This window comes from Devosia lucknowensis (genome assembly GCF_900177655.1).
Lineage (GTDB): Bacteria > Pseudomonadota > Alphaproteobacteria > Rhizobiales > Devosiaceae > Devosia > Devosia lucknowensis.
Genome location: NZ_FXWK01000001.1, coordinates 943,239 through 969,671 on the forward strand (window position 1 = coordinate 943,239; position 26,433 = coordinate 969,671).

The 26,433-nt window shown below is 61.5% G+C and carries 24 protein-coding genes and 1 tRNA gene; 14 read left to right on the forward strand and 11 right to left on the reverse strand.

The window, feature by feature from the left end; all coding sequences use genetic code 11:
• Positions 1–24: 24 nt before the first annotated feature.
• Both tyrS and CCK88_RS04450 read right to left on the reverse strand, forming a co-directional pair.
• Positions 25–1,269: a tyrosine--tRNA ligase gene (gene tyrS / locus CCK88_RS04445; RefSeq protein WP_086469305.1), complete on the reverse strand. Its 1,245-nt coding sequence runs from the start codon at positions 1,267–1,269 to the stop codon at positions 25–27.
• Positions 1,270–1,540: 271 nt separating this feature from the next.
• Complete coding sequence (locus CCK88_RS04450; protein ID WP_086469306.1) at positions 1,541–2,203, reverse strand: alpha/beta hydrolase; 663 nt, start codon at positions 2,201–2,203, stop codon at positions 1,541–1,543.
• A 282-nt stretch (positions 2,204–2,485) separates the two neighbouring features.
• On the opposite strand from CCK88_RS04450, the gene CCK88_RS04455 reads away from it, so the two are divergent.
• The 9 genes from CCK88_RS04455 (at position 2,486) to CCK88_RS04495 (ending at position 11,401) form a co-directional block, all read left to right on the forward strand.
• Complete coding sequence (locus CCK88_RS04455) at positions 2,486–3,631, forward strand: cysteine desulfurase family protein (protein WP_086469307.1); 1,146 nt, start codon at positions 2,486–2,488, stop codon at positions 3,629–3,631.
• Between the two features lie 64 nt (positions 3,632–3,695).
• Positions 3,696–5,225, forward strand: coding sequence for a Fe-S cluster assembly protein SufB (gene sufB, locus CCK88_RS04460; RefSeq protein ID WP_086469308.1), 1,530 nt, complete (start codon positions 3,696–3,698; stop codon positions 5,223–5,225).
• Between the two features lies 1 nt (position 5,226).
• On the forward strand, positions 5,227–5,730 hold the full coding sequence (locus CCK88_RS04465) for a cupin domain-containing protein (RefSeq protein ID WP_086469309.1): 504 nt from the start codon (positions 5,227–5,229) through the stop codon (positions 5,728–5,730).
• 36 nt (positions 5,731–5,766) lie between these two features.
• Positions 5,767–6,528 carry a Fe-S cluster assembly ATPase SufC gene (gene sufC, locus CCK88_RS04470; RefSeq protein ID WP_086469310.1) on the forward strand — a complete coding sequence of 254 codons (762 nt, stop codon included), beginning with the start codon at positions 5,767–5,769 and terminating at the stop codon, positions 6,526–6,528.
• Positions 6,529–6,530: 2 nt separating this feature from the next.
• Entirely contained in the window at positions 6,531–7,742 is a 1,212-nt protein-coding gene (gene sufD, locus CCK88_RS04475; RefSeq protein WP_086469311.1) for a Fe-S cluster assembly protein SufD, read from the forward strand.
• Positions 7,743–7,899: 157 nt separating this feature from the next.
• On the forward strand, positions 7,900–9,120 hold the full coding sequence (locus tag CCK88_RS04480; RefSeq protein WP_086469312.1) for a cysteine desulfurase: 1,221 nt from the start codon (positions 7,900–7,902) through the stop codon (positions 9,118–9,120).
• 11 nt (positions 9,121–9,131) lie between these two features.
• Complete coding sequence (locus tag CCK88_RS04485; protein ID WP_086469313.1) at positions 9,132–9,503, forward strand: SUF system Fe-S cluster assembly protein; 372 nt, start codon at positions 9,132–9,134, stop codon at positions 9,501–9,503.
• A gap of 52 nt (positions 9,504–9,555) precedes the next feature.
• Positions 9,556–9,936, forward strand: coding sequence for a HesB/IscA family protein (locus CCK88_RS04490; RefSeq protein WP_425290608.1), 381 nt, complete (start codon positions 9,556–9,558; stop codon positions 9,934–9,936).
• Between the two features lie 196 nt (positions 9,937–10,132).
• Positions 10,133–11,401 carry a 3-phosphoshikimate 1-carboxyvinyltransferase gene (locus tag CCK88_RS04495; protein WP_086470807.1) on the forward strand — a complete coding sequence of 423 codons (1,269 nt, stop codon included), beginning with the start codon at positions 10,133–10,135 and terminating at the stop codon, positions 11,399–11,401.
• Here CCK88_RS04495 and CCK88_RS04500 read toward each other — a convergent pair whose 3' ends face one another.
• Both CCK88_RS04500 and CCK88_RS04505 read right to left on the reverse strand, forming a co-directional pair.
• Complete coding sequence (locus CCK88_RS04500) at positions 11,402–12,469, reverse strand: GGDEF domain-containing protein (RefSeq protein WP_086469315.1); 1,068 nt, start codon at positions 12,467–12,469, stop codon at positions 11,402–11,404.
• A 144-nt stretch (positions 12,470–12,613) separates the two neighbouring features.
• Positions 12,614–14,020: a DEAD/DEAH box helicase gene (locus tag CCK88_RS04505; RefSeq protein WP_244557426.1), complete on the reverse strand. Its 1,407-nt coding sequence runs from the start codon at positions 14,018–14,020 to the stop codon at positions 12,614–12,616.
• Between the two features lie 389 nt (positions 14,021–14,409).
• Here CCK88_RS04505 and CCK88_RS04510 point away from each other — a divergent pair, with 389 nt between their 5' ends.
• On the forward strand, positions 14,410–15,237 hold the full coding sequence (locus tag CCK88_RS04510) for a DUF1206 domain-containing protein (protein ID WP_170926350.1): 828 nt from the start codon (positions 14,410–14,412) through the stop codon (positions 15,235–15,237).
• On the opposite strand, the gene parE is transcribed toward CCK88_RS04510, so the two are convergent.
• Entirely contained in the window at positions 15,234–17,249 is a 2,016-nt protein-coding gene (gene parE / locus CCK88_RS04515) for a DNA topoisomerase IV subunit B (RefSeq protein ID WP_086469318.1), read from the reverse strand. The genes CCK88_RS04510 and parE overlap by 4 nt on opposite strands.
• Before the next feature lie 296 nt (positions 17,250–17,545).
• Between parE and CCK88_RS18355 the strand changes: the two genes are divergently transcribed.
• Together CCK88_RS18355 and CCK88_RS04520 are read left to right on the forward strand one after the other, a co-directional pair.
• Complete coding sequence (locus CCK88_RS18355; RefSeq protein WP_170926351.1) at positions 17,546–17,716, forward strand: hypothetical protein; 171 nt, start codon at positions 17,546–17,548, stop codon at positions 17,714–17,716.
• A 275-nt stretch (positions 17,717–17,991) separates the two neighbouring features.
• Complete coding sequence (locus CCK88_RS04520; protein WP_086469319.1) at positions 17,992–19,506, forward strand: ABC-F family ATP-binding cassette domain-containing protein; 1,515 nt, start codon at positions 17,992–17,994, stop codon at positions 19,504–19,506.
• Between the two features lie 126 nt (positions 19,507–19,632).
• Here the strand turns inward: CCK88_RS04520 and CCK88_RS04525 are convergent, their stop codons facing one another.
• From CCK88_RS04525 to CCK88_RS04545, 5 genes are all read right to left on the reverse strand, one after another.
• Entirely contained in the window at positions 19,633–20,790 is a 1,158-nt protein-coding gene (locus CCK88_RS04525; protein ID WP_086469320.1) for a GGDEF domain-containing protein, read from the reverse strand.
• A gap of 125 nt (positions 20,791–20,915) precedes the next feature.
• Entirely contained in the window at positions 20,916–21,218 is a 303-nt protein-coding gene (locus CCK88_RS04530) for a PRC-barrel domain-containing protein (RefSeq protein WP_086470808.1), read from the reverse strand.
• Positions 21,219–21,618: 400 nt separating this feature from the next.
• Complete coding sequence (gene tig, locus CCK88_RS04535; protein ID WP_086469321.1) at positions 21,619–22,998, reverse strand: trigger factor; 1,380 nt, start codon at positions 22,996–22,998, stop codon at positions 21,619–21,621.
• 45 nt (positions 22,999–23,043) lie between these two features.
• A tRNA-Leu gene (locus CCK88_RS04540) sits at positions 23,044–23,128 on the reverse strand.
• Between the two features lie 61 nt (positions 23,129–23,189).
• Positions 23,190–23,546 (reverse strand): nuclear transport factor 2 family protein, encoded by a 357-nt coding sequence (locus CCK88_RS04545; RefSeq protein ID WP_086469322.1) that lies wholly within the window; start codon positions 23,544–23,546, stop codon positions 23,190–23,192.
• A gap of 219 nt (positions 23,547–23,765) precedes the next feature.
• Between CCK88_RS04545 and CCK88_RS04550 the strand changes: the two genes are divergently transcribed.
• Both CCK88_RS04550 and glnA read left to right on the forward strand, forming a co-directional pair.
• Positions 23,766–24,104, forward strand: a complete 339-nt coding sequence (locus tag CCK88_RS04550; protein WP_086469323.1) for a P-II family nitrogen regulator — start codon at positions 23,766–23,768, stop codon at positions 24,102–24,104.
• A gap of 67 nt (positions 24,105–24,171) precedes the next feature.
• Positions 24,172–25,581 carry a type I glutamate--ammonia ligase gene (glnA, locus tag CCK88_RS04555; protein ID WP_086469324.1) on the forward strand — a complete coding sequence of 470 codons (1,410 nt, stop codon included), beginning with the start codon at positions 24,172–24,174 and terminating at the stop codon, positions 25,579–25,581.
• Between the two features lie 97 nt (positions 25,582–25,678).
• Here the strand turns inward: glnA and CCK88_RS04560 are convergent, their stop codons facing one another.
• Positions 25,679–26,329: a PilZ domain-containing protein gene (locus tag CCK88_RS04560; protein WP_140048885.1), complete on the reverse strand. Its 651-nt coding sequence runs from the start codon at positions 26,327–26,329 to the stop codon at positions 25,679–25,681.
• Positions 26,330–26,433 lie beyond the last annotated feature (104 nt).

Consider the following 26,433-nt stretch of genomic DNA (forward strand, 5'->3'; position numbering starts at 1 on the left):
CAATGGCGACACAGTGTTTGTTCGCTAGACCGGCTTGATCAGCGCGTGGCGCTTCTTGCCGACCGAAAGCTTGATCACGCCCTCGTCGAGCAGCGCATTGTCGGACAGGATCAGCTTCTCGTCCTCGATGACGGCGTCGTTGACCTTGACGGCTCCCGACTGCACATGCCGCCGCGCTTCGCCATTCGATGCCGCAAGGCCCGCCTTCACAAGCGCATTGAGCACGCCGATCCCATTGGCCAGTTCGGCATGGGTCACCTCGGCCGTAGGCAGCGACAGGTCCAGCTTGCCGGTCTCGAACGTCGCGCGCGCCGTTTCCGCCGCTTCCTCTGCAGCCTGGCGCCCACGGATCATCGCTGTAACTTCGGTGGCGAGGCGCTTCTTGGCCTCGTTGATATCCCCGGCGGCGATGCGGGCAATCTCGTCCAGAGGCAGCGTCGTGTAGAGCTTGAGGAAGCGCTCGACGTCAGCGTCCTCGGTATTGCGCCAGTACTGCCAGAAATCGTAGGCCGAGAGCATGTCGGCATTGAGCCAGATGGCGCCGTTCAGCGACTTGCCCATCTTCTGGCCCGAAGCCGTGGTCAAGAGCGGCGACGTCAGCGCATAGAGCTGCGGCGTGCCCAGCCGGTGGCCGAGATCGATGCCGTTGACGATATTGCCCCACTGGTCGGAGCCGCCCATCTGCAGCCGCACGCCATAGCGCTGGTTGAGCTCCACGAAATCGTAGGCCTGCAGGATCATGTAGTTGAATTCGAGGAACGAGAGCGACTGCTCGCGGTCCAGCCGCTGTTTCACCGAGTCGAAGCTGAGCATGCGATTGACCGAGAAATGCTGGCCTACGTCGCGCAGGAATTCGAGATAGTTGAGCGGCAGCAGCCATTCGGCATTGTTGACCATCAGCGACTTGCCGTCGTCAAAGCTCAGGTAGTTCGAAAACACCTGCTTGATGCCGTCGATATTGCCCTGGATGGTCTCGGGCGTCATCAGCTTGCGCGCCTCGTCCTTGAACGAGGGGTCGCCCACCATGCCGGTGCCGCCGCCCATCAGGGCAACGGCGCGGTGGCCGGTCTTTTCCAGCCAGTGCAGCATCATGATCTGGATGAGGCTGCCCACATGCAGCGAGGAAGCGGTGGGATCAAAGCCGATATAGGCTGTCACCGTTTCGGTGGCGAACAGCTTGTCCAGCCCCGCATCGTCGGAGGTCTGGTGGATGAAGCCGCGCTCCGACAGCGTGCGCATGAATTCGGATGTGTAGTCGAACTTGGTCATTTTGAACCACAGAAGCCTTGTGAGACCTCATGGTGAGCTTGTCGAGCCACGGGGTCGGTGCACACGGGACCCCGTCCTTCGACAGGCTCAGGATGAGGTCCCTCTCAATCAATCGCCTCGATTGCGCCCAAGGCTGTATCGAAATTCAACTCAGGCGGAGGCGAAGATGGTGGTTTTCGAGAACCGGAGCGGAACGTACGTTGGTACGTGAGCACCGGAAGCGCAGAAAACTGGTATTTGCAGACCTGCCTCGGTTGAAGGTCGATACAGACTAGCGCCCGCCACCGTCCGCGATCTCCTGACGGCGACGGTCGAGATACTCCGCGCACCGTGTGGTCAGTTCGTCGATCTTGCCCTCGTAGAAGTGGTTTGCACCCTCCACGATCTGCTGCTCGATGGTGATGCCCTTCTGGGTCTTGAGCTTGTCCACCAGCTTCTGCACCGAACTTGCCGGAGCCACGCGGTCCTTGTCGCCATGGATGATGAGGCCGGACGAAGGGCAGGGGGCCAGAAACGAGAAATCGTAGAGGTTTTCCGGCGGCGACACCGAAATGAACCCTTCCACTTCTGGACGGCGCATCAGCAACTGCATGCCGATCCAGGCGCCGAAAGAGAAGCCGGCAATCCAGCAGCCGCGCGATTCACGGTTGATGATCTGCAGCCAGTCCAGCGCTGCCGCCGCATCCGAAAGCTCGCCGATGCCGTGGTCGAACACGCCCTGCGAGCGGCCCACGCCGCGCGAATTGAAGCGCAGCACCGAAAAGCCACGCTCGGCGAACATGTAGAAGAGATTGTAGACGATCTGGTTGTTCATCGTCCCGCCGAATTGCGGGTGCGGGTGCAGCACGATGGCGATGGGAGCATTGGGCTCCTTGCCCGGCTGGTACCGGCCTTCGAGACGTCCCTCGGGTCCGTTGAAGATCACTTCTGGCATGGGTCTGTGCGGCCTCTTCTGGCTCTGTCTGCCCGGCGTTTCTAGGCCATGTGAAAGGGTGCACGGCGCTTGACTAAGCGTGGGCCGCTCCCTAAAACATGGGTCCGAAACACCAGTTTAGAATTATTCGAAACTCGTTTTCAGGCCGCGTGCGGCCCTTTGGAGCGCCCCTTGTAATGAAGTTGGGCGTGAAAATTCAAGAAGTGTTTGATTGCGGGGGCGTTCGAACGCCTCCCGATAAGCATGGAAGCAATGTCGGGCACGTGTTGTCCGGAAGGCGCGATGGCGAGGCAGACTGTCTATCTCGATCACAATGCAGCGTCCCCGCTTCGTCCCGAAGCGCGGGCGGCGTTGCTTGACGCGCTGGAATTTGCCGGCAATCCCTCTTCCGTCCATGGCCACGGCCGCGCGCTGCGCAACGTCATCGAGACTGGCCGCCAGAAGGTTGCGCGTCTCTGTGGCGCCGAAACCCGTCAGGTCGTTTTTACCGGTTCGGCGACCGAAGCGATTACACAGGCTATAACCGGTGGCGTGAAGGCCCTCTCTGCCAGCGCAATTGCCATCAGTGCGGGCGAACACGCAGCAGCGGCCAAGGCTGCCGAGGCCACGGGCCTGCCGATCTGGACGGTAGGGCTCGACAGCGACGGGCGCATTGATCTCGATCAATTGGCAGCGGTGCTGGCGCGTGCCGACGCCGAAAGCGTCACGCTTCTCGTCGCCGTCCATTGGGTCAACAACGAAACGGGCGTTATCCAGCCGATCGAGCGAATTAACGCCATGGTTGGGCCGACCCGTCACACCCTCTTTATCGATGCTGTGCAGGCTCTGGGTAAGCTGCCACTGGATTTTGCCGCCTCCGCTCCCGATATGATGGCCGTCAGCGGTCACAAGATCGGCGCTCCATCAGGCATTGGTGCTCTGCTGGTCAAGGCGCATGCCGATACGGTTCGCCTGATCCCTGGCGGTGGTCAGGAACAGGGTCGGCGCGGGGGTACGGAATCGGCAGCCCTCATTGCCGCCTTTGGCGCTGCCGCCGAAGCCTGCACCTATGATATGGGCCGCCTTGCTGAGATCACGTCTCGTCTCGAAACTGGTATCCGCGCACTCGCTGCCGATGCGGTCATCTTCGGTCAAGGGGCAAACCGTACGGGCAATGTTACCAATTTCGCGGTCCCCGGTCTCGGTAATGCGACGGCGATGATGGCCCTCGACCTGATGGGCCTGTCTGTGTCCTCCGGCTCGGCCTGTTCCTCGGGAAAGGTCGGCGCCAGTCATGTTCTGGCCGCCATGGGTGTGCCGAAGGACCTGGCGAATTGCGCCCTGCGCGTCAGCTTTGGCTGGAATTCCACGATGGGTGACGCGGAGGCGTTCCTCGTCGGCCTTGAAAACCTCCTGTCCCGCCAGCGGCGGGACGGAAAAGCGGCGTAGGCCGCTGCACTTGCATTCGTTCACGACGGCCTTGAACCGTCGAGGGACATAAAGGAGAAGCCGTATGGCGGACTACGATATCCCGACGTTGAAGGAAGAGATCGACAGGGAGACCGTCGAACAGGTCCTCGCGCTCGACGTCGACAAGTACAAGTACGGTTTTGAAAGCGACATCGAGTCCGATGTCCTGCCGCCGGGTCTCACCGAAGATACCGTCCGTTTCATCTCCGCCAAGAAGCAGGAGCCCGAATGGATGCTGGAATGGCGTCTGGACGCCTTCCGTCGCTGGCAGACGCTGGAAGAGCCCGACTGGGCCAAGGTGCACTATCCAAAGATCGACTTCCAGTCGATCAGCTACTATGCGGCGCCCAAGTCGGTCACGGGCCCCAAGAGCCTGGATGAAGTCGATCCCGAACTCCTCGCGACCTATGCCAAGCTCGGCATTCCGCTCAAGGAGCAGGCGATCCTCGCAGGCGTTCAGGGCGCGGGCGAACCAACAGGCACGCCCTTTGGCGCCAATGTCGCAGTCGACGCCGTGTTCGACAGCGTCTCCGTTGTGACCACGTTCCGCGAGGAACTGGCCAAGGCCGGCATCATCTTCTGCTCGATTTCGGAAGCGGTGCGCGAGCACCCCGAACTCGTGAAGCAGTATCTCGGCTCCGTAGTCCCGGTTTCCGACAACTACTACGCCACGCTTAACTCCGCGGTCTTCACCGATGGCTCGTTTGTCTACATTCCCAAGGGCGTTCGCTGCCCGATGGAGCTGTCGACCTATTTCCGCATCAACGAGAAGAATACCGGCCAGTTCGAGCGCACGCTGATCATTGCCGACGATGACAGCTACGTGTCCTATCTGGAAGGCTGTACGGCGCCCATGCGCGACGAGAACCAGCTCCACGCTGCGGTCGTCGAACTCGTTGCCCTCGACAATGCCGAGATCAAGTACTCGACCGTCCAGAACTGGTATCCCGGTGACAAGGACGGCAAGGGCGGCATCTACAATTTCGTCACCAAGCGTGGCGATTGCCGTGGTGTCAATTCGCATATTTCCTGGACCCAGGTCGAAACCGGTTCCGCCATCACGTGGAAATATCCAAGCTGCATCCTGCGCGGCGACGGTTCGCGCGGCGAGTTCTACTCGATCGCCATTTCCAACGGCTATCAGCAGGTCGATAGCGGCACCAAGATGATCCACCTGGGCAAGAACACGTCCAGCCGCATCATCTCCAAGGGTATCGCCGCCGGCTTTTCGGACAACACCTATCGCGGCCAGGTCTCGGCCCATGCCAAGGCCAGGAATGCCCGCAACTTCACCCAGTGCGACTCGCTGCTCATCGGCGACAAGTGCGGCGCCCACACGGTTCCCTATATCGAGAGCCGCAACGGCACTGCCGTCTTCGAGCACGAAGCGACGACGTCGAAGATTTCCGACGACCAGATGTTCTATTGCATGCAGCGCGGCCTCAACGAAGAAGAAGCCGTAGCGCTGATCGTCAACGGCTTCGTGCGCGACGTGCTCCAGCATCTGCCCATGGAATTCATGGTCGAAACCCAGAAGCTGATCTCGATCAGCCTCGAAGGCAGCGTGGGCTGAGATGAGCGCCGCAACGCGTAGCCCGGTTGTGACCCTTGCCTCGCTGGCGCTCGACGCCTGGGAGCAGGGTACGCTCTATAAGTCTGCTGACACATCGTTCGGCAGGCTGCTGGGTCTTGGAAAGCTCGGTATCAGCTACAACGAAGTGCCGCCGGGCAAGTCGAGTTGCCCCTTCCACAACCACCACGTCGAAGAGGAACTCTTCATTGTGCTGGAAGGCGAGGGGACCTACCGCTTCGGCGCCGAGCGTTATTCGTTCAAGGCGGGCGACGTTCTGGGCGCACCCACCGGCGGCCAGGAAACGGCGCATCAGATCCTCAATACCGGATCGGTAACTCTCAAGTACCTGGGCATAGCCAACAATGCCGACACCGAAGTCTGCGAATACCCGGACTCGGGCAAATTCCAGGTGACCAGCCGCACTTCACCCGATCACCGCCTGCGCCATTGTGGCCGCGAAGGCGAGAACCACCTCGATTACTGGGATGGCGAGCCGGGCGCCTGAGCGCCGCAGCTATCCCGTCCGCATTTGGAGACAGAAATGACCACCCCCGTTCTTGAAATCCGCAACCTGCACGCCCGCATCGAGGACCGCGAAATCCTCAAGGGTGTGAACCTCATCATCCCGCCCGGCGAAGTTCATGCCATCATGGGCCGCAATGGCTCGGGCAAGTCGACGCTGAGCTACGTGCTGGCCGGCAAGGAAGACTATGAGGTCACCGAGGGCGAGATTCTGCTCAACGGCGAGAACATCCTCGACATGGAGCCTGACGAGCGCGCCGCCGCGGGCCTGTTCCTGGCCTTCCAGTACCCGATCGAGATCCCCGGCGTCGCGACCATGACGTTCCTCAAGGCCGCCATCAACGCCCAGCGCAAGGCGCGGGGCGAAGACGAACTCAAGACCCCGGACTTTATGCGCCTCGTCAAGGAAGCCGGTTCGCAGCTCAACGTCGACAGCGAAATGCTCAAGCGTCCGCTCAATGTCGGTTTCTCGGGCGGCGAGAAGAAGCGCGCCGAGATCATGCAGATGGCGCTCCTCAAGCCGTCGCTGGCCGTGCTCGACGAAACCGATTCCGGTCTTGATATCGACGCGCTGCAGGTTGTCTCGAAGGGCGTCAACGCCCTGCGTGACGGCCAGCGCTCCATGCTGGTGATCACCCACTACCAGCGCCTTCTCAATCACATCGTTCCCGACGTCGTCCACGTCTTCGCCGACGGCCGGATCGTGGAAAGCGGGGACAAGTCGCTGGCGCTCAAGCTCGAGGCCGAAGGCTATGCCAATTACGGCGGCGAGGCGGCCTGATCATGCGTCCGAACTTTCCCGTAAGGCTTGGTCCTGCCGAAGAGACCCTCATCGCCCAGCTCAAGTCGGTTGGCGCTGACCAGGTCGCCGAGCGCATCACCGTCGCCGGGCTGCCTACCCGCCGGGTCGAGGCCTATCACTATACCGACTTGAAGACCCTGCTGCGCACCGTCCCGGCGCTCGGCCAGCCCGCCAACGAGGCCAGTGCACCCGCGCTGCGCATCCCTGGCGCCTACACACTGATGATTGCCAATGGCGTCATCCAGAACGCGTCCACGGCCCCCGCTGGCGTCATCGTCGGCAAGGCCGACGGTGGCGTGCTCACGACCCGCGACGACCTGCTCGTTAGTGTTAGCAATGCGCTAACGAATTCGGCTCTGACGCTAACTCTTGAGAATTCCGTCGACCCGGTCATCCAGATCGAGCGCCGCATCGAAGGCGAGGCCGCCCATATGGCCGATGCTGTAAAGGTCTTCGTTGCCGATGGTGCCACCGCCACCATCGTCGAGACCTTCTCCGGATCGGACGCCGCCCATGTCGGCAACCACGCCACCTATATCGCCCTCGGTAAAGGCGCGGTCCTCACCCACATTACCGTCGACCTAAATGCCCGTGCCGCTACGCATTTCGCCACCAACGAGTATCATCTCGCCGATGGCGCCAAGCTCCGGACACTGACCATCCATCTCGGTGCCGGCCTGTCCCGCACCAATGTGTATCCCACTCTTGGTGGCGCCGAGTCCCACGCCGATATCACCGGCCTGAACCTCGTTGCTGACGGCCAACATGCTGATATCACGATGGAAACGCGGCATGCCGTGCCGCACACCTCCTCGCAGCCGCTGTTCAAGTCCATTTCGCGCGGACGCTCCAGGGCGGTGGTGCAGGGCAAGCTGATCGTTGCCCGCGATGCCCAGAAGACTGACGCCAAGTTCATGCATCAGGGCCTTATGCTGTCGGACGAGGCCGAAATCCTCTCCAAGCCCGAGCTCGAAATCTACGCCGACGACGTGGTCTGCGGTCATGGCTCCACCTGCGGCAAGCTCGACGAGGATAGCCTGTTCTATCTCCTCAGTCGCGGCATCCCGAAAGCCGAAGCCGAAACCATGCTGGTGCGCGGCTTCATCGCCGAACTGCTTGATCCGGTTGAGGATTTCGAACTCAACGAAGCCCTCCAGGGCATCGTCGACGGCTGGCTCCTGAGCGGCAACTGACGTCGAAGCCCCTTCACCTCTCCCTTGGGGGAGAGGTCAGCGCGTAGCGCCGGGTGAGGGGGCCCTACAAGAAACACGGTGCGGAGGAAGGCCCCCTCACCCGACCGAAGACGGTCGACCTCTCCCTCAGAGGAGAGGTGAAGCAGAGGCAACCCCCATGACCTTCGACCTCGAAAAAGTCCGCGCCGATTTCCCGATCCTCGGCGAGCAGATCCACGGCCACCGCCTGGTCTACCTCGATAGCGGCGCCTCGGCGCAGAAGCCGGTGCAGGTTCTCGACCGTATGGACCAGGCCTTCCGCCACGAATATGCCAATGTCCACCGGGGTTTGCACACGCTGGCCAACCGGGCGACCGAGGGCTACGAGGCGGGCCGGGAAAGCGTTCGCCGCTTCCTCAATGCCGGCCGCATCGAAGAGATCGTGTTCACGAAGTCCGCGACTGAGGCCATCAATCTCGTGGCGTCGTCCTTTGCCGGTCCACGCATTTCCGCTGGCGATGAGATCGTCACCACGATCATGGAGCACCACTCCAACATCGTGCCCTGGCACTTCCACCGGGAGCGCCAAGGGGCTGTGCTGAAATTCGTCGATGTCCACGACGACGGCAGCCTCGATCTCGAGGCTTTTGAAGCGGCGCTCACCGATCGAACGCGTATCGTTGCTGTTACGCATATGTCAAATGTCCTGGGAACGGTTAATCCAATCAAGGACATGATCGCCATTGCTCATGCAAAGGGTATTCCGGTCCTGATCGATGGTTCGCAGGGTGCGGTTCACACCAAGGTCGACGTGCAGGATCTGGACGCCGATTTCTACATCATGACCGGCCATAAGCTTTACGGCCCCACCGGTATTGGTGTGCTCTACGGGAAATACCATCTCCTGTCTGAGATGCAGCCCTATCAGGGCGGCGGCGAAATGATCGACGCGGTCTCTGTCGAGGGCGTCACCTACAATGAGCCGCCGCATCGCTTCGAGGCCGGCACCCCGCCGATCGTTCAGGCCATGGGGCTCGGCGCCGCCCTCGACTACATGGACAGCATCGGTCGAGACGCCATCGCCGCACACGAGCATGACGTCGCCGCGTATGCCTACGAAAAGCTGAGCCGCATCAATTCCTTGCACCTCATCGGCACGGCGCCAGGCAAGGGCGGCATATTCTCATTCGAAATTGCCGGCGCCCATGCCCACGACGTTGCCACCGTCCTTGACCGCTACGGCATCGCCGTCCGCGCCGGGACCCATTGTGCCCAACCGCTGCTCAAACGCTTCGGTGTCACCTCTACCTGTCGCGCCTCGCTCGCCCTATATAACGGCAAGGACGACGTTGACGCGCTGGTCGACGGCATCGAGCGCGCCCGCAAATTTTTCGCCTGAGGAAGGCTGACATGACCGAAGAAGCTATCGATACCCGCATTCAGCCGACAATGTCCGACACGCTTCCCGAAGGCGAAGTCGAGCGCATCACCACCGATCTCATCGCCGCGCTCAAGACCGTTTACGATCCGGAAATTCCCGTCGACATCTACGAACTCGGCCTCATCTACCGGGTCGATCTTGATGACGACAGGAACCTGACCATCGACATGACACTGACCGCACCGGGGTGTCCTGTGGCCGGCGAGATGCCTGGCTGGGTGGAAAACGCCGCGCGTGGTGTCGAAGGCATCCAAGATGTCACCGTCAACATGGTCTTCGATCCCCCATGGGATGCTTCGCGCATGAGCGAAGAAGCTCAAGTCGCGTTGAACTGGTGGTAATCCGGCGCGTTTCACACTATATATCGCAAAACGCCGATAAAGGTTTCTGCCGATGCCGTTCAAGATCATGTCTCTCACCGATGCTGCTGCCGAGCGCATTACCGAGATCATCGAAGACAGCGATAAGCCAGTTATCGGTCTGCGTGTCGGCATCAAGAATGCAGGCTGCGCCGGCGTCAGCTACACGATGGATTATGTCGAGGCGCCGATCGCCGGCGATGATCACGTCGAGGATCACGGGGTCAATGTCTGGGTCGATCCCAAGGCGACCATGTACCTTCTCGGAACGGTCATGGATTTCGAACAGTCCAAGATGGAGTCGAGCTTCACCTTCAAGAACCCCAACCAGACCGGCGCCTGCGGCTGCGGCGAAAGCGTGACGCTTGCTCCTGCCGACTTGAAAGCCTTGTCCGAGGCGCGGGCAGGGGCCTGACAGGTCTACCAAACCTCACGTTCACCGTCATTGCCGGGCGTGTCCTGGCAATCCAGTTTGCGGACCATGGACCACCGGGACAAGCCCGGTGGTGACGATGGGTTCCCACTCCGGTGTATTGGGTGACCGCTCGTGGCATCGCCAATTCTAATCCGGCTGTTGCACGAAGCGCGCATGTAAGGCATTGATCCCCATCATGCCGAACGCTCTCCCCGCCGCCTACACTATCACTCCACCCAATCGTCCATTGACCGGTCGTGTCTCGCCGCCCGGCAGCAAGTCGATCACCAATCGGGCGCTGCTGCTCGCCGCTCTTGCTGAAGGCACCAGCCGTCTCACAGGGGCGCTCAAGAGCAAGGATACGGTGCTGATGGCGCGCGCACTGCGGGAAATGGGCGTCATGGTCCAAGAGCCCGACGCAACGAGCTTTCTCGTCACCAGTACCGGCCGCTTGCAGGCTCCGGAAGAGGCGCTGTTCCTCGGCAATGCCGGCACCGCAACCCGCTTTCTCACCGCCGCCGTCGCCACCATCGAGGGCACCGTTGTCGTCGACGGTGATGAAGATATGCGCCTGCGGCCGATCAAGCCGCTGGTTGATGCCCTGAAATCGCTTGGCATCGACGCGCAGTCACCCACCGGCTGCCCGCCCGTCACGTTGCGCGGTACGGGCCGCTTTGGTTCGGGTCGGGTGGAGATCGATGCGTCCCTCTCGAGCCAGTATGTTTCGGCGCTCCTGGTGGCCGCCCCCTTCGGCGACGGTCCCATCGAAGTTGACCTCACCGGCAAGGACATCGGTGCGCGCGGTTATGTCGATCTCACCCTGGCCGCCATGCGTGCATTCGGCGCCGAAGTCGAAAGCCGCGACGACGGCTCATGGCTGGTCCAGCCCACCGGATACCAGGCCACCGATTTCCATATCGAGCCCGACGCGTCGGCTGCGACCTATCTTTGGGGTATCGAGGCCCTCACCGGGGGTAAGATTGACCTCGGCGTGCCGGCCGACGCCTTCACTCAGCCCGACGCCGCCGCTCAGGCCGTTATCGCGACTTTCCCGGATATGCCCGGCGTTATCGACGGCTCGCAGATGCAGGATGCCGTTCCCACCATCGCGGTGGTCGCGGCCTTCAGCAACCGCCCTGTGCGCTTCGTCGGTATCGCCAATCTGCGCGTCAAGGAAACCGACCGCATCCGGGCGGTCGCCAACGAGCTCAACCGCATTCGGCCGGGACTGGCCGTTGAGGAGGGGGATGATCTGGTGGTCAATGCCGACCCCGCGCTCGCCGGGCAGTCACGGCCTGCCCGCATCGAGACCTATCACGATCACCGGATCGCCATGAGCTTTGCGCTAGCAGGTCTGCTTGTGAAGGACATTACCATCCTCGATCCCGCTTGCACGGGCAAAACCTACCCCGAATACTGGGACATGCTCGCAAATCTGGGTGTGCATTTGACGCCGGCTGCCTGATCAGGCGGCCGAAACGCCCTTGGCCGGCTCGACGTCGATCTCGACCAGCTCGGTTTCCGCAACCACCCGGTTGCGGCCTGCGCGCTTGGCCGCGTAAAGGCAGCGGTCGGCGCGCTCTATCAGCGACATCGCATTGTCGGTCGGATGCCAGACGGCAACACCGAACGAGGCGGTGATACGACCCAGCTTCTCGTTGGTGGAGCGCTTCAGCAATTCCTTGGCCTGAATGGCCTTGCGGATGTTTTCCGCCACGATCAATCCGCCGTCGAGATCGGTCCAGGGTAACACGGCCACGAACTCTTCGCCGCCGTACCGCGCCGCCAGATCCTTGCCCTTGATGTTCGACTTCAGCGTCATCGCCACGAGGCGCAGCACCTGGTCGCCGGTCTGGTGACCATAGGTATCGTTGAAATTCTTGAAATGGTCGATGTCCAGCAGCATCAGGCAGACGGGCAAGTTGGACTTCTTCGCCTCCTCGATGGCGTCGTCCAGACCCTCGTCGAAACTCTTGCGATTGGCAATCTTGGTGAGCGGGTCAAGCATCGACTCGCGTCTCACGTCGTCAAGGTCGCGTTGCAGCGCCGCAATGTCTTCGCGTGATGCCTCGAGCTTGGCCTCAAGCTGGCGATTGGTGTCCTGCATCCGGCGCGTTTCCGATAGCAGGCGGTCAGCAAGCACCTTCATGCCTTCGCCCGTGAGATCTCGCTGCAGGTCGCCACTGGCCGACTGCAGGGAGCCTGAATAGGCGTTGGCCGTGGTCATCGCCGTATCGATCGCCTCGTGCACGGCTTCAATTCGGGCATGCATGCGTTCCGAAACGCTCGACATGCGATCGTTGACGTCGGCCTTGAGGAATTCGTTGTAAAGCGTTTCCGCAAGATCCGAAGTCGGTACAGTGCCGCTGCGGAAAATAGCGTTGATACGGTTGTTCAGCGACGGGTTTACGCCCGTCGCATAGGTGTAAAGCAACTCGTAGAACTGCGGATAGGGTGGGATGCCGCTACGCTTCAGCAGGTCGAACGCTGCATTGGCGTATCCCAGAGTGCGCGTAAATTCTTGGTCCGACACTATCCACCCCGCGCCCCGTTGCGCCCCAACCGGATCGATTCCCTCGAACGAGTCGTGGCGACCAAGTTACAGTCGCCAAACCGTTCCGCACAACCACGAGTTCAGAATATTCAGCCAAATAATGGCCAATACTGCTGACGCTCTTTACGAGGTAAGCCGTGCCGAGCGAAGCAGGAAAGCCGGGATCGGCCCAGCATCGCCAAACGGGGAGTCGGAGTTTTCAGGCTCACTCTTCTGCGGCGGACGTTGACGCCGATTGGCCTTGGCAGAGGCGGGCTTTTCCGTCGTTTGTTCGGCTGCGACGGGTGTTGCAGGCGCGGGGGCCTCAGTTGCCGCCTTGCCTGCGCGACCACGCCGGCCGCGGCTTGGCCTGGCTTCGGCAGCATCGGTGGTCTCTTTGGGCGCGACAGATTTTTCCGCCTTGCCGTCATTGAGCCAGTCGATTGGTTTCTGGATCAACTTGAGGATCGCATCGAGATGCTTCCCATCGGCGGGAGCCACCAAAGTATAGGCGACGCCGGAGCGTCCGGCGCGTCCCGTGCGGCCGATGCGGTGCACGTAGTCCTCCGCATGCACAGGCACGTCGAAATTGAACACATGGCTCACCGCGGGGATATCGAGGCCGCGGGCGGCGACGTCGCTGGCCACGAGCAGGGTCAGCTTGTTGCTCTTGAAGGCGTCCAGCGTTTCCATGCGGCTTTTCTGGTCCATGTCGCCATGGAGCGAGCCGGCCGAATAGCCATGCCGCTGCAGCGAGCGGGCGAGGGTGGCCACGTCGCGCTTGCGGTTACAAAAGATGATGGCATTGGTCAGCCCTTCGGACGCATCGATCCGCTCCCGCAGCGCTGCGCGCTTCTCATCGGGCTTGGACGACACTTTCACCAGTTTCTGGTCGATCGTATCGGCGGTCGAGGCGGCACGTGCCACCTGCACATGCACGGGGTCCTTGAGGAATTTCTTGGTCAGCCGCTCGATCTGCGGATCCATCGTGGCCGAGAACAGCATGGTCTGGCGGCGGGGCGGCAGGCGCGAGCAGATCTTTTCAATGTCGTCGATAAAGCCCATGTCCAGCATGCGGTCGGCCTCGTCGATGACCAGGATTTCCACACCCGTTAGCAGGATCTTGCCGCGGTCGAACTGGTCCAGCAGTCGCCCTGGCGTCGCGATCAGCACATCGACGCCGCGATCGAGCTTCTTGTTTTGGTCCTCGAAGCTCACGCCACCTATGATGAGCGCCATCGAGAGCCGATGGTTCTTGCCGTACTTTTCAAAATTCTCGGAGACCTGCGCGGCCAGTTCGCGCGTTGGTTCGAGGATCAGCGTGCGGGGCATGCGTGCGCGGGCGCGGCCGTTTTCGAGCAGTGTCAGCATCGGCAGCACGAACGATGCCGTCTTGCCGGTGCCTGTCTGCGCGATGCCGATCAGGTCTTTTTTCTGCAGCAGGTGCGGGATGGCCTGCGCCTGGATTTCGGTTGGTTTGGTGTAGCCGGCTGCGGTCACCGCATCGGTGACTTTGCTCGAAAGGCCCAGCCCGGAGAAGGTATCGGTCAAGTCGGTCGTTCCACTCAAGGATGCTGTCCGGACTGCGGCGGGCAGGATTGCCTGGGTCGCGCGACCGGTCATCGGAGGTCAACTGGCGCAATCCTTCACGGATCGTGCCGGTGTGGGTGCCAACCAATCAACGAATTCCTCAGCACCCTCGGCTCGGGCATTGCTGGCCCGGTAAATACCGGCCTCATGCCCGCCGGCTACCCAGGCGCTGCGACGGCAAACTTTGCCTGCGCGCACTTGGTACTCTACCGGCGGCGCGGACCATAGCGCAAAGCCCCGTTCTGTCAATGTTTTTGGCCCTGCGCATCCGCAAAAGCGTAAACGCGCCCTTCCCGGGGGAACGCTGCAACCGACGCTGCGTTGGTCCTTGGCGTCAACTGGAGGGTCTCATGCACAACAAATTCGAGCTGCTGGCACGCTGGGGCTATGCCGCCCGCGGCATCGTTTACGCTGTTCTCGGCGCGCTCGCCCTCTGGGGTGCAGGCACCGCCGCGACCACCGAAGACGCCCTGACGACCGTTCTCGCCCAGCCTTTCGGCCGCATCCTTCTTGGGCTCGTCGCCATCGGCCTTGTGGGCCACGTGCTCTGGCGTCTGGCCCAGGGCGTGCTGAATGCCGATCACGTCAAGAACGACGCCAAGGGCGTTGTCGGGCGCCTGGCCAGCGTTGGCAGCGCAGTGGTGAATGTCGCTCTGGCCTTCACGGCTGCGAGCATGGCGCTCGGTAATGGCGCAGCTTCTGCATCAAGTTCGGGCGGCGAGAGCGAGGCCACGGCATCCGTCCTGCAGCTTCCGTTAGGCAATGTCCTTGTCGGCATAGCCGGCCTCGGCTTGATCGTCGGCGGCCTTATCCAGGTCTGGCGCGGCCTCTCCGGCGATTATCAGAAGCGCATTGTCCTCCCGTCCCAGCACCGGGCAGCGGTGCACGCCGTTTGCGCCACGGGTCTATCGGCGCGCGGCGTCTTGCTTGCGGTAACCGGCGGGTTTCTTATCTATGCCGCTATCACTGTGGATCCGGATCAGGCAGGCGGCCTTTCGGACGCGCTCGACTGGGTGCACGCGCTGCCCTTTGGTAACATGCTCTATACTCTCGCCGCGGTCGGTCTCATGGCCTTTGGTGCCTACAGCATTATCCAGGCCCGCTATCGTCAGGTCGACGCTCCCGATACCGGCGACATCCGCCGCACTGCATCGCGCATACCCGGCATCCCGACCTAGATATCGAGGTCGGTTACGAAAGCCGCGTTTTCCTGGATGAATTCGAACCGCGCCTCGGGCTTGTTGCCCATAAGCCGGTCGACAGTGTGGCGCGTCGCATCGCGATCATCGAGGATCTTCACCTGAAGCAGGGTCCGCGTCTTGGGGGACATCGTAGTCTCGCGCAGATGCGCGAAGGGCATCTCGCCAAGACCTTTGAATCGCGTGGTCTCCACCTTGCCCTTGCCGGTGAACTCCGTGGCCATCAGTTCGGCGCGATGCGCATCGTCGCGCGCATAGAGCGTCTTGCCGCCCTGGCTTATGCGGTAGAGCGGGGGCAGGGCGAGGTACAGGTGTCCGTTTTCGATCAGCCGCGGCATTTCCTGGAAGAAGAAGGTGATCAGCAGTGACGCAATATGCGCGCCGTCCACGTCGGCGTCGGTCATGATGATGACCTTGTCGTAGCGGATGTCGTCCTCGACGAAGCGATCACGTGTCCCGCATCCAAGCGCCTGGATCAGGTCGGCGATCAGCTGGTTGGCGGCTAGCTTGTCACGGCTGGCGCCGGCCACGTTCAGAATCTTGCCACGCAGCGGCAGCACGGCCTGATTGGCGCGGTTGCGCGCTTGCTTGGCCGAACCGCCCGCCGAGTCACCCTCGACGATAAAGATTTCTGCGCCCTGCGCCGCGTTCTGGGTACAATCCGCCAGCTTGCCGGGCAGCCGCAGCTTGCGCGTGGCGCTTGCGCGGTCGATTTCTTTTTCCTTGCGGCGGCGCAGCCGTTCTTCGGCGCGGTCAATCGCCCAGTCGAGCAGCTTGCCTGCCTGCTGTGGCGAGGCCGCAAGCCAGTGGTCGAAAGCGTCCCGTAGCGCCGTCTCGACGATGCGCGTCGCTTCACCTGAGGCCAGCTTGTCCTTGGTCTGGCCCACGAATTCCGGTTCGCGCACGAACACCGACAGCATGGCCGCGCAGCTCGTCAGCACGTCCTCCGCCGTGAGATTGGCCGCGCCCTTGTTCTTGGTCAGTTCGGCATAGTTCTTCAGCCCGCGCAGCAGCACCATGCGCAGCCCGGCTTCGTGCGTGCCGCCATCGGGCGTTGGCACCGTATTGCAGTACGACTGCACCCCGCCATCGCCGATGGTCCAGGCAATCGCCCATTCCACCGAGCCGTGACTTCCCGGCCGGCCACTGCGTCCGGCGAAGATCTCGTCGGTGATGCGCGTCTCTCCCTCGATCCGTGCGGTCATGTAGTCCTTGAGACCGTCGGGATAGTGGAACACGGCCTTGGCTGGCACGTCGTCGCTGGCAAGGCTTTCGTCGCAGCTCCAGCGCAGCTCGACGCCGCCGAACAGGTAGGCCTTGGCCCGGGTCATGCGGAAGATGCGACCGGCCGAGAAATGCGCCGTCGGCCCGAAGATCTGCGGATCCGGGTGGAAACGCGTCGTCGTGCCGCGACGGTTCTGCACCCGCCCCACATTGACTACGTCTTCGACCACCAGCCCGCGTGAAAACTGGATCCGGTAGAGCTGCTGGTCGCGCGCCACTTCCACGACCATGTCGTCCGAAAGCGCGTTTACCACCGACACGCCCACGCCATGCAGGCCGCCTGATGTCTCATAGGCCTTGCTGTCGAACTTGCCGCCGGCGTGGAGCACCGTATGGACGATCTCAAGCGTCGACCGGTTGGGAAATTTCGGGTGTTTCTCCACCGGGATGCCGCGCCCGTTATCGGTAACGGTTATGTATCCGTCGGCGCCCAGGTGCACCTCGATGCGCGTCGCGTGGCCGGCAATGGCCTCGTCCATCGAGTTGTCGATCACCTCTGCGAAGAGGTGGTGATAGGCGTTGACGTCGGTGCCGCCGATATACATGCCGGGGCGACGGCGGACTGGTTCAAGTCCTTCGAGAATCTCGATATCGGACGCGCCGTAAGCTTCCGGCGCAGCCGCGGCGGAACGCGACGCAGGCTTGGCCGGTGCGGTCTCCTTGGGCTGTTCAGGAATGGGAGCGGCGCTTCCGAAAAGATCTGACATGCACTTTCCAATTGGTTCGGCCCGAATCAGGCAGGTCCGTTCCCTAGCATATAGCAAGCATTTCCGCGGGTCCGGCCACCGTGGCAATTCCCACAAGCAAGGCCGTCATGGGGACGTCAACCGGAACGGGACCGGAACCTTGCCCCGCCACGACGGCGACAGCTTCGAAATCCGAATGAGACAGTTTCGTCCCAAGATAGGGCGCAATGTTTACGCCTCGTTTCCTTCTTGAGAGCACTTTCTTAAGTGCGTCCTGATAGAAATGTGGACATACGGTTTTTGTCTGGAGTTGCCGTATGCGAGCCGAACAGCCGGGTATTGCGTATCAATCGGTCGAGGTTGGCTCTGCACCTGTCGGATATTGGCCGATTGCCGGATTTGAAAGTATTGCGTACCGGCTGGCCAATCTTCGTATTTCGCGTTTCGGCGCCCTGATGGGCGTCAGTCTCCTGTTCTATCTTGCATGACCTGACTTGCGTTGCTTCGGCAGCGCGGTTAGGTATTTGCCATTCGTTTTGGTCCGTATGAGGGAGGGCTGCATGACTGTGTTTCAGACGCATCGTTCCCGTGGACCCGTCCAGGCCCTGTGGCAGCAGCTGCAGGGCTGACCAGCCGGTCCGGACGTAACCTCTCCGTTTCCGATCCTCTGGTTTGCCCCTCATGCCGCCTTGGCCAATGCCAGGACGCCGAATTGACGGCAATGGCGCCCATCAAAATGGCGCCGATCCAGTGAGCAGATTACATGGGCACGATCAGCCTCAAGAACGCCGGCCACCGTGCAGGCGACCTTCTTTTCTCCAGTCTCGACCTCGTTATCGCCGATGGCGACCGTGTCGGTCTCGTCGCTCCGAACGGCCGCGGAAAGTCGACCTTGCTCCGGGCCATGGCCGGCCTCGCCGAGCTTAGCGAGGGGAGCATTACCCGTTCAAGAGGCCTCACCTTGGGCTATGTGCCTCAGGAAGTTCCGGATGTGGCCCTGCCGCAAACGCTCTCGCGCTTTGTCGCCTCGGCGCTTGATGCCGCGACACTCGATGCCGAAGGGTGGCGTGTCGATGTTGTCCTCGATGAAATGGCCATTCCCGCCGCGTTCCGAGATAAGCCACTCGCCGAGCTCAGCGGCGGCTGGCAGCGAATGGCCCTCCTGGCGCGCTGCTGGGTGACCCAGCCTGATGCCTTGCTGATGGACGAGCCGACCAATCATCTCGATCTTGGCCGCATCATGATGCTCGAGGAGTGGATGAGTTATGCGGCTCGCTCTCTGCCGGTCGTCATCGCCAGTCACGACCGTGCCTTCCTCGACGCTACCACCAACCGGACACTGTTTCTCCGGCCCACCGAGCAGGTCTACTTGCCGCTGGCCTATTCGGCGGCCCGTGCTGAACTCGATCAGATCGATGCAGCCGCGCAGGCGCAGCGCGACAAGGAGCTCAAATACGCCACCCAACTGCGCAAGCAGGCGGCCAAGCTCACAAATGTCGGCATCAACTCGGGCAGCGACCTGTTGGTCGTCAAATCCAAGCAGCTGCGCGATCGCGCCGAAAAGATCGAAGCCCAGGTGCAGGACGTCCATCGCGACCGCACTGGCCTCGTCAAGCTGAGCAATAGTGGTGCGGACGCCAGGGTCATGATGGCTTTTGACGACGTCCCGATAGCAACGCCCGACGGCCGGGCGCTATTCACTGTCGACAAGCTCCACATCTTCCAGGGCGATCGCATCGTGCTTCTGGGCCGAAACGGCAGGGGCAAATCTCAGTTTATGCGCGTCGTCACCGAGGCCTTGGGCGGTGGAGCACCCAAAGGGTTGCGGATAAGCCCGCAATTGACGCCTGGCTACCTCGACCAGGCTCTGGCGTGGCTGCCTCTCGAATCTTCGCCGCTCGAATACATCCTGCATCGCTTCGACGAGGGAGACCGCCGCACCATCGCCCTCCTGGCAGGTGCCGGTTTTCCGCCGGACCGCCAGACGAAGTCGATCCGCACCCTGTCGCTGGGGCAGCGCGCTCGCGTGGCGCTACTGGCCTTGCGTCTGGAAAAGCCTAACTTCTACCTTCTCGACGAGCCTACCAATCATCTCGACATTCCGGGGCAGGAGCAGCTGGAAGCCGATATCAGGGAGCAGGGGGCAACGACCATCCTTGTCACCCACGATCGTGCCTTCCTGCGTGCCGTCGGCACGCGCTTCCTGTTGATCGACAGGAAGAAGCTGGTTGAAGTGGATGGGCCCGAAGAATTCCTCGCCGATCAGGCGTCGTCGTAGGGGTTCATCTGGCCGTCGGAGCCTTCACCAACACCATTCCGCCCTCGGACCTGATCCGAGGGCCACTCGAGGCGCAGGCATCACATTAAATGGGCGCCTTGATAGGCCAACTGGGCACTGAAGCCCTCAGACCAGTTTGAGCCGGGCAGGGGACATCACTGCCCGGTTCTTGCCGGAAGCCTTGGCGCGATAGAGCGCACGGTCGGCCATGACCAGCATCTGGTCCAGCGTTTCGCCGCCTTGCCGGTGATGCAGGCCGATGCTGATGGTCAGCTTGTAGCCCGGCGGCAGCCCCGGGATGTGTCGCATGTCGAGCGCTGCCGCGGCAGCGCCTGCGATATCCTGGAGCTGGGATGCCGAGGCCCGCCGGAAAAAAAGCGCGAACTCCTCGCCGCCGATTCGCCCGACGAAATCGGCCTGTCCATGCTCTCTGAGAGCCCTGCCCACCGCCTCGATGACATTGTCTCCAATTGCGTGACCAAATTGGTCGTTGACCTGCTTGAAGTCGTCGATATCGGCAATCATCAGCGCGCCGTCCGTCCGGCTGGCGTTCATGGCGGTCGATGCGGCCGTCTCAAAACCCCGGCGATTGAGCAGGCCCGTCAGGTGATCGTGGTCCGCCTGCTGGCGGAGGTCGGCGACGATCTCGAGTGCCAGCGCAAAGACGAAAACCGCGACGATGAAGATGGACAGCAACGGAGTAAGTCCAGAGACCGAACTCCAATAGGCGGAGCGGTCGACGCCGCCGGCGCTGTTGAGCGGCAACATGCCGGAAAGCGCCATGACCAGCCGAATGACCGATATGGCGCCACCCAACGCGACCACGGCGACGAAAAGCTGGTCGGCGCGGCTCCGCACGCCTGCGCCTGCCATTCTGGTGATCGTCAGCACGCTCAGTCCGATGAAGCTGCAGTTCATCAGGACGATGCGCGATATCGTCGATGGCGCGACCAGTGAAAAATAGAGAAAGCCGCAGAGGGAGAACACGGTGATGATGCCGTATCCCCAAAGGGGAACCTTAGCCTTCACGCGAAGTAGCGCGCTGACGCAGGCAAGGATGACCGCGGCAAAGAACAGCGCATTGCCTGCGTAGTTGATGCCACCGGGCGCGCTGAACAGCGCCCATTCCTGGGTGATGAAGGCTAGGCCTGCATAAAGGAACGCCACGCTGAGTGGGAAGAAATGGGTATGGCGCGGCCACCGGTGCCAAAGCAGCGCCACCACGATCGAAAACGACAGCGCGATGATCGGATTCAGCAATGCGAGATAGAACTGATCCGACATGCCCCCGCCCGATCTGTCAGAAACGCGCGAACTCTAGTCCAGCAGGCAATAACCAAAGCTTAACCAGCGCCCTCGCTTGCGCAGGAACGCTGGTGAAATCCCTGACCTGGCAACAGTTTGCCTCATCAGTGGTGATGTTGGTGTTCCGGCATCTGCTCAAGATCGTGCTTGGTCCACAGCGTCACCGCATGGACGTGGCCATTCTCGTCGCGCATGAAGTCGAGGCTAGCCATGCCCACCGCTACAGGTTTTGCGCCGATGCCGAGGAACCCGCCGATATCGATGATGACCTGCGCGCTGGGGCCTTGCCCGTGCAGGTGCGAGACCTTGCCGATCTCCTGGTTATCGGCGCCGTAGATGGTGGCGCCGCGCAGCGTCGCTTCGGACATTTCACTGGCTTGAAGCCTACGATGGTGGCTGTGGTCCAGGGTTGGATTGGTGGTCGAGACGCTCTCGCCACGGCCGTTCTGAAGGTTGGGCATGGCCTGTTCCAACCGGTCGAGCGCATTGGTCACACGCAGGGCCACCTGCGGATCGTAGTCGTGATCCGGCGCCGTGCGCTCATAGTCGCGCAATTCGTCGGTCGTTATTCCTGCTTCGGCCGCGAATTGGTCGGGGTCGATGCCAAGCGACAGGCGGCGGTTGTGGTCGCCTTTAGGCTGGTATGGAGAGTCGGACGTATACTGGGTCATGGCAGTTCTCCTTGTCTGTTGGAGAAATCGCTACCGGCCCGGTTTGGTTCATCTGCTACCCGACGTGCCCGATCACAAAGCGGCAAACAAAAAGGCCGCCCGGAGGCGGCCTTTACGATGTTTGCGGGGCACCAGCTTAGTGGTGATGCTCTTCCGGCACGTCGTCTTCATCGGCCTGGATGAGCTTTGCCAGTTCTTCGCGGGTCATCTTCTGGTCGGTAACCTTGCCCAGATCGATGATGTGATCGACGACCTTGTTCTCGAAGATCGGGGCGCGCAGCGAGGCCAGCGCCTGGGGGTTCTTGCGATAGTAGTCGTAGACCTGCTGTTCCTGGCCGGGGAAGCGGCGGACTTCGGCGATCAGCGCCTGCTGGTGCTCTTCGTCGCTGACCTGCACTTCGTTCTGGTTGCCGATTTCGGCAACGACCAGGCCCAGGCGGACGCGGCGCTCGGCAATACGCTGGTATTGTTCCTTGGCGGCTTCCTCGGTCGTGCCTTCGTCTTCGAAGGACCGTCCATGATGCTCGATCTCGTGAACGACGCGCTGCCAGATGGTGTTGAATTCGGCGTCCACCAACTGGGCCGGCACGTCGAACTTGTGACCATCGTCCAGGGCGTCGAGCACCTGGCGCTTCATGTGCTGGCGGCCCATCGAGGAGAGGGCGTTTTCCATCTGCTCGCGGACGGCCTTGCGCAGGGCAGCGACGTCTTCGAGACCGAGGCGCTTGGCGAAGTCGTCATCCAGTTCGCCGGCATTCGGGCCGTCGACATGCAGGACGTTGACGTCGAACACGGCGTCCTTGCCGGCCAGTTCCTTGTTCTGGTAGTCCGCGGGGAAGGTAACCTTCACTTCGCGGGTGTCGCCCTTCTTGGCGCCGATCAGCTGCTCTTCGAAGCCGGGAATGAATTCACCCGAGCCGACGGTGAGATGCGCATGGTCGGACGAGCCGCCGTCGAATTCCTTGCCGTCGATCTTGCCAACGAACGAAAGGCCCAGGTAGTCGCCGTTCTCGACGACGCCATCGTCACCCTTGTTGGTGTAGCCGCGGTTCTGCGCGAAGACGCGAGCGACTTCCTTTTCGACTTCCTCGTCGGCGATCTCGACCACGGGCTTGTTCAGCGCGACGCCCTTGATGTCCATCAGGGTCACGGCCGGCAGCACTTCGTATTCGACCTCGAACGCCAGGTCCGACTTGCCGTCGAGCACGTCGTTGATCACGGTCTGGTCCTGCGGCAGGTCGACCTTGGGCTGGGCGGCGGCGCGCTCTTCGCGCTTGTCCAGCGTGTCGGAAACCGTCGAGTTGATCGCGTCGGTCATCACTTCGGACATGGCCGAGCGGCCATAGACCTTCTTGAGATGCGCGGTCGGCACCTTGCCGGGGCGGAAGCCCTTGATGTTGGCCTGGCCCTTGAGCTCCTCGAGCTTGGCGTCGAGGCGCGAATTGAGGTCCGCTGCCGGAATGGTGACGCTGAGCTTGCGCTTCAGGCCTTCGTTGAGGGTCTCAGTTACCTGCATTGGGGTTTATCCCGTATTGGTTCATCTCGTTCGGCCGAGGCCGCTTGGTGCGGGTGAGAGGACTCGAACCTCCACGCCTTGCGGCGCTGGAACCTAAATCCAGTGCGTCTACCAATTCCGCCACACCCGCACGGGTCCCCGTCGGCCGGGTTGGCGATGCATCTATATGAAGTGTCGGGGCCAGTCAAAGCCTAGCTTGGCGTTTTGGCGGGAATGGCAAAGACCTTTTGGATAAGGCCGTCCGCGACCTCGAACATGACGGCCGTTTCCATCGGCTCGGGTCCGAGGCCGTGGATCAGCTCGTGGTCGATGACCGTATTGCCGACCACCATGCGATTGACCAGTTCCGCCCGCAATCCCGCGTGCACGAACCGGTTGTTGGCGTAATGCGCTCCGGATGCCGCCTTGCCGTCCAGCACCAGCGCCATGTCCGGCAGCCGATAGCTTTTCACGCTGTCTGCGAACACCGAGAGAAAGCGCGCCAGATTGCGCTCGTTATACGCATCGAACTGCAACTCCACGCATTGAAGTGCCGATAATTTGGTCATTTGGATCTTTCCTGGAGTTCAAGATCATTGCTTGATTGCTCAATAATTGTGCAGACTGCTGTCAAATAGCTCATGTCACTACTGGCGTTGCGCTTGCGGCTGGATTGTGTACCCAAATAAATGCTTGAAAAATAGGACCTTTTAGCTCTCAGGAGCAGCTGGCACAGCCCATGCATACAAAGTCGCCGGTAACTGCCGAAAAGGCCATTGGAGGCATAAGTGAAAAAAATCGAGGCTATCGTAAAGCCGTTCAAGCTGGACGAAGTCAAAGAAGCGCTGCAGGAAGTTGGCCTGCAGGGCATCACCGTGACCGAGGCCAAGGGTTTCGGGCGCCAGAAGGGCCATACCGAGCTCTATCGCGGCGCTGAATACGTCGTGGATTTCCTGCCCAAGGTTAAGGTCGAGGTTGTATGCCCCGATGACCTGGCCGAGAAGGCCATCGAAGCGATCCGCGCGGCTGCGCAAACTGGTCGCATCGGTGACGGCAAGATCTTCGTCTACTCCATCGAGCAGGCTATCCGTATTCGTACCGGCGAATTCGGCGACGACGCTCTCTGAGGCCCTTGCCTCAAAAGCCACTCGCCACAATCAGAAACAAGCATTCCGTTAGACAGGGGAAGACCTGATGACCACCGCAGCCGACATTATCCAGCGCATGAAAGACGAGAACATCAAGTATCTCGACGTGCGTTTCACCGACCTGCGCGGCAAGCTGCAGCACGTCACCATGGACGCGTCGGTCGTCGACGCTGACATGTTCGAAGACGGCGTTATGTTCGACGGTTCCTCGATTGCCGGCTGGAAGGCCATCAACGAGTCCGACATGGTCCTGATGCCCGATCCGAATTCGGCCTATATCGACCCGTTCTTCGCCGCCTCGACCCTCGCCATCAACTGCGACATTCTCGAGCCGAACACCTACCAGCCCTACAACCGCGACCCGCGCTCCATCGCGAAGAAAGCCGAAGGCCTGGTCAAGTCGTCAGGCGTTGGTGACACCGTCGTGTTCGGTCCTGAGCCCGAATTCTTCATCTTCGACGACGTCAAGTACTCGACCTCCACCTACAAGGTCGGCTTCCAGGTCGATGCTGCCGAACTGCCGACCAACAACGACGCCGACTATGAAGGCGGCAATAACGGTCACCACATCGGCATCAAGAAGGGCTATTTCCCGGTCCCGCCGCTGGACAGCGCCCAGGACATGCGCGGTGAAATGCTCGAAGCCATGGGTCAGATGGGCATCATCATCGAGAAGCACCACCATGAAGTGGCCTCGGCCCAGCACGAGCTCGGCCTCAAGTACAAGCAGATGATCGCGTCGGCCGACGACGTGCTGATCTACAAGTACGCCGTCCAGCAGGTTGCCAACGCCTATGGCAAGACCGCGACCTTCCTTCCCAAGCCGGTCTACGGCGACAATGGATCTGGCATGCACTGCCACATGTCGATCTGGAAGGACGGCAAGCCGCTCTTCGCTGGTGACCAGTATGCCGGCCTCTCGCAGGAATGCCTGTGGTACATCGGTGGCGTCATCAAGCATGCCAAGGCGATCAACGCCTTCACCAACCCGACCACCAACTCTTACAAGCGTCTGGTTCCCGGCTTTGAAGCGCCCGTGCTGCTGGCCTACTCGGCCCGTAACCGTTCGGCTTCCTGCCGTATCCCCTTCGGCCAGTCGCCGAAGGCCAAGCGCGTCGAAGTGCGCTTCCCCGATCCGCTGGCGAACCCGTACCTGGCCTACACCGCGCTGCTGATGGCCGGTCTCGACGGTATCAAGAACAAGATCCACCCGGGCGACCCGATGGACAAGGATCTCTACGAGCTGCCCAAGGACGAGCTCAAGGATATCCCGACCGTTTCCGGTTCGCTCCGCGAAGCTCTGGACAACCTCGACAAGGACCGCGATTTCCTCAAGGTCGGCGGCGTCATGGATGACGATTTCATCAACGCCTATATCGACCTCAAGATGCAGGAAGTCCTTCGTGTCGAAATGACCCCGCACCCGGTCGAGTACGAAATGTACTACTCCGCCTGAGTGGATACAGTCTGGAATGAGGAAGGGGCCTTCGGGCCCCTTTCTTTTTGCCGGTCATCGTTGCTGAGGCCGGGCTGCCATCCGTTTGCGCAGTGTCTCAGGCGGTCTTCGAGCTGCGGCGCATCACGTCCCGCCATTCGTCCGGTGCGCCCAGCAGCCCCTCGATGCTTTCGGCGTTCTGCGGCTCGAAGAAGCGCACGGCAAACCCGAAATCGAACAGGCGTACGACCTCGCCCGTGACGCGGCCGACCGTAACGATCTCACCGACAGCCGGCTGGAAAGCCGCCGACACGGCAGCGCCGGAAATGGAATAGTCCACGATCAGGCAGGGCTGCGACCAGTTGTCGGGGCGCGCAATGACGGTGCGCGGATTGCTCGGCATGACGCGGCTGGACGCGCGCCTGTCGCTGCTCGCGGTCCAGAGCTTCTCGCTGAAACTGGTGATGCGAGCATTGAGCGCGTCCCGCTCCTGGCCGGTTTGGTCGAATGTCAGCTCGAAACCGTCGTCATACTGGCGTGTCACATGGCCGTTGAGCGTTCCGAACGAGGCAAAGCTGGTCGAAACCTGTTCGCCCAGTTGCGGAATGACAGGCGCCGTGAGGCGCAGGCTGTCGCTCCCGATCATCCTCAGCCGGCAGGCGAACAGGTTTATGCCGGGATGGCTCGACTGCGCGCCGATCACATATCGTCCCGCAACGGTGGCAATGCCATGCAGCGCAATTGTTGGACGTTCCATAACTTCTGACACGGCCGACCTCCATCGGATAACGCCAGAACCATGGAGATGTCCCGTCAACGCGACCTTGCCCGGTTACTTCGTATTTTATCGATGCCGCAATCTGTGATCGCCGC

Excerpts from the sequence above, each read along its gene's own strand:
- tyrS (WP_086469305.1), bottom strand. The coding sequence starts at position 1,269 with ATGACCAAGTTCGACTACACATCCGAATTCATGCGCACGCTGTCGGAG.
- CCK88_RS04450 (WP_086469306.1), bottom strand. The coding sequence starts at position 2,203 with ATGCCAGAAGTGATCTTCAACGGACCCGAGGGACGTCTCGAAGGCCGG.
- CCK88_RS04455 (WP_086469307.1), top strand. The coding sequence starts at position 2,486 with ATGGCGAGGCAGACTGTCTATCTCGATCACAATGCAGCGTCCCCGCTT.
- sufB (WP_086469308.1), top strand. The coding sequence starts at position 3,696 with ATGGCGGACTACGATATCCCGACGTTGAAGGAAGAGATCGACAGGGAG.
- CCK88_RS04465 (WP_086469309.1), top strand. The coding sequence starts at position 5,227 with ATGAGCGCCGCAACGCGTAGCCCGGTTGTGACCCTTGCCTCGCTGGCG.
- sufC (WP_086469310.1), top strand. The coding sequence starts at position 5,767 with ATGACCACCCCCGTTCTTGAAATCCGCAACCTGCACGCCCGCATCGAG.
- sufD (WP_086469311.1), top strand. The coding sequence starts at position 6,531 with ATGCGTCCGAACTTTCCCGTAAGGCTTGGTCCTGCCGAAGAGACCCTC.
- CCK88_RS04480 (WP_086469312.1), top strand. The coding sequence starts at position 7,900 with ATGACCTTCGACCTCGAAAAAGTCCGCGCCGATTTCCCGATCCTCGGC.
- CCK88_RS04485 (WP_086469313.1), top strand. The coding sequence starts at position 9,132 with ATGACCGAAGAAGCTATCGATACCCGCATTCAGCCGACAATGTCCGAC.
- CCK88_RS04490 (WP_425290608.1), top strand. The coding sequence starts at position 9,556 with ATGCCGTTCAAGATCATGTCTCTCACCGATGCTGCTGCCGAGCGCATT.
- CCK88_RS04495 (WP_086470807.1), top strand. The coding sequence starts at position 10,133 with ATGCCGAACGCTCTCCCCGCCGCCTACACTATCACTCCACCCAATCGT.
- CCK88_RS04510 (WP_170926350.1), top strand. The coding sequence starts at position 14,410 with ATGCACAACAAATTCGAGCTGCTGGCACGCTGGGGCTATGCCGCCCGC.
- parE (WP_086469318.1), bottom strand. The coding sequence starts at position 17,249 with ATGTCAGATCTTTTCGGAAGCGCCGCTCCCATTCCTGAACAGCCCAAG.
- CCK88_RS18355 (WP_170926351.1), top strand. The coding sequence starts at position 17,546 with ATGCGAGCCGAACAGCCGGGTATTGCGTATCAATCGGTCGAGGTTGGC.
- CCK88_RS04520 (WP_086469319.1), top strand. The coding sequence starts at position 17,992 with ATGGGCACGATCAGCCTCAAGAACGCCGGCCACCGTGCAGGCGACCTT.
- CCK88_RS04525 (WP_086469320.1), bottom strand. The coding sequence starts at position 20,790 with ATGTCGGATCAGTTCTATCTCGCATTGCTGAATCCGATCATCGCGCTG.
- tig (WP_086469321.1), bottom strand. The coding sequence starts at position 22,998 with ATGCAGGTAACTGAGACCCTCAACGAAGGCCTGAAGCGCAAGCTCAGC.
- CCK88_RS04545 (WP_086469322.1), bottom strand. The coding sequence starts at position 23,546 with ATGACCAAATTATCGGCACTTCAATGCGTGGAGTTGCAGTTCGATGCG.
- glnA (WP_086469324.1), top strand. The coding sequence starts at position 24,172 with ATGACCACCGCAGCCGACATTATCCAGCGCATGAAAGACGAGAACATC.